The following is a 573-nucleotide window of genomic DNA, read 5'->3' as shown; positions in this document are numbered from 1 at the left end:
ATGATGGCAGAGAGGTCACACCCGTTCCCATACCGAACACGGAAGTTAAGCTCTCTAGCGCCGATGGTAGTTGGGACCTTGTCCCTGTGAGAGTAGGACGTTGCCAGGCAATATTATTCCGCAGTAGCTCAGCGGTAGAGCTATCGGCTGTTAACCGATCGGTCGTAGGTTCGATTCCTACCTGCGGAGCCATTGGAGAGCTGTCCGAGTTGGCCGAAGGAGCACGATTGGAAATCGTGTATACGTCACAAGCGTATCAAGGGTTCGAATCCCTTGCTCTCCGCCATAGGATTTATAATATTTGGCCCGTTGGTCAAGTGGTTAAGACACCGCCCTTTCACGGCGGTAACACGGGTTCGAATCCCGTACGGGTCACCACTTTGGAGGATTAGCTCAGCTGGGAGAGCACCTGCCTTACAAGCAGGGGGTCGGCGGTTCGATCCCGTCATCCTCCACCATATGAATTTTATATGAATAGTATCATCGCGGGGTGGAGCAGTACGGTAGCTCGTCGGGCTCATAACCCGAAGGTCGCAGGTTCAAATCCTGTCCCCGCAACCAAATGGTCCCGTG

At 53.8% G+C, this 573-nt stretch carries 5 tRNA genes and 1 rRNA gene; all 6 read left to right on the top strand.

Annotation, left to right across the window (positions count from 1 at the left end):
* Nucleotides 1-109, top strand: a 5S ribosomal RNA gene (gene rrf, locus MR160_RS33850); the annotation flags it as partial.
* An 8-nt stretch (nucleotides 110-117) separates the two neighbouring features.
* Nucleotides 118-192 (top strand) — tRNA-Asn (locus MR160_RS33845).
* Between the two features lie 2 nt (nucleotides 193-194).
* Nucleotides 195-286 (top strand) — tRNA-Ser (locus MR160_RS33840).
* A 17-nt stretch (nucleotides 287-303) separates the two neighbouring features.
* Nucleotides 304-378 (top strand) — tRNA-Glu (locus tag MR160_RS33835).
* A gap of 4 nt (nucleotides 379-382) precedes the next feature.
* A tRNA-Val gene (locus tag MR160_RS33830) sits at nucleotides 383-458 on the top strand.
* Nucleotides 459-484: 26 nt separating this feature from the next.
* Nucleotides 485-561 (top strand) — tRNA-Met (locus MR160_RS33825).
* The last annotated feature ends 12 nt before the right edge of the window (nucleotides 562-573 follow it).

Source organism: Bacillus cereus group sp. BfR-BA-01382 (assembly GCF_022663475.1).
Classification (GTDB): Bacteria; Bacillota; Bacilli; order Bacillales; family Bacillaceae_G; genus Bacillus_A; species Bacillus_A thuringiensis_S.
The sequence above is the reverse complement of the archived record's forward strand: the minus strand, read 5'-3'. Positions and strand labels throughout refer to the sequence as shown.